Below are 578 nucleotides of genomic sequence, written 5' to 3' on the forward strand. Positions count from 1 at the left end.
GTAATTAAAGGTTCTAACGGAATCAGAAAGATACGATGGAAAAAGAAAGGAATCGGTAAGAGTGGTGGAATTCGAGTCTTTTATTTAGATATTGAAGAATTCTCAGTATTATTCTTAATAACACTTCTTGAAAAGAACGATAAAGAGAACCTTTCAAAGAAAGAACTTACGATCTTAGCGGATTTAGTAACTTCACTAAAAGAACTAATTCAATCGAAGAGAGAACGACATGAAAAAAGAAAGTAGCAAACTATTTAATAGTCTTTCTAAAGGACTTAATGAAGCTATTGAATACACGAAAGGCAAAAAAGTTCCAGGTATCAAAGCGCAGATTATTGAGATTCAAAAATTACCAACTTTTAAAGGTAAAGAAATAAGAAATATCAGGACTAATTTGCATCTTACTCAAAATACTTTCGCTCAAGCATTAGGTGTTTCTACCAAAACAATAGAAGCTTGGGAATCTGGGAAAAATATTCCTCAAGGACCGGCTCAAAGAATGTTGTTCATTCTTAAAAACAATTCTAAAGCATTAAATATTTTAGGAATTAAAAACTAAAAACGCCATCCTTGGCGTA

2 protein-coding genes are annotated in these 578 nt (G+C 31.7%); both read left to right on the forward strand.

Annotated elements, in window-relative coordinates:
• Positions 1 to 246, forward strand: a 246-nt coding sequence (locus JWG45_RS11400) for a type II toxin-antitoxin system RelE/ParE family toxin (RefSeq protein WP_232380647.1), incomplete at its 5' end; no start/stop codon positions are given.
• Positions 230 to 559 (forward strand): helix-turn-helix domain-containing protein, encoded by a 330-nt coding sequence (locus JWG45_RS11405; RefSeq protein WP_205279833.1) that lies wholly within the window; start codon positions 230 to 232, stop codon positions 557 to 559. The genes JWG45_RS11400 and JWG45_RS11405, both read left to right, overlap by 17 nt.
• Positions 560 to 578: the final 19 nt, after the last annotated feature.

This window comes from Leptospira ainlahdjerensis, assembly GCF_016919175.1.
GTDB lineage: Bacteria > Spirochaetota > Leptospiria > Leptospirales > Leptospiraceae > Leptospira > Leptospira ainlahdjerensis.

What these genes read in the sequence shown, in the direction of transcription:
- JWG45_RS11405 (WP_205279833.1), top strand. Translation starts at nt 230, where the DNA reads ATGAAAAAAGAAAGTAGCAAACTATTTAATAGTCTTTCTAAAGGACTT.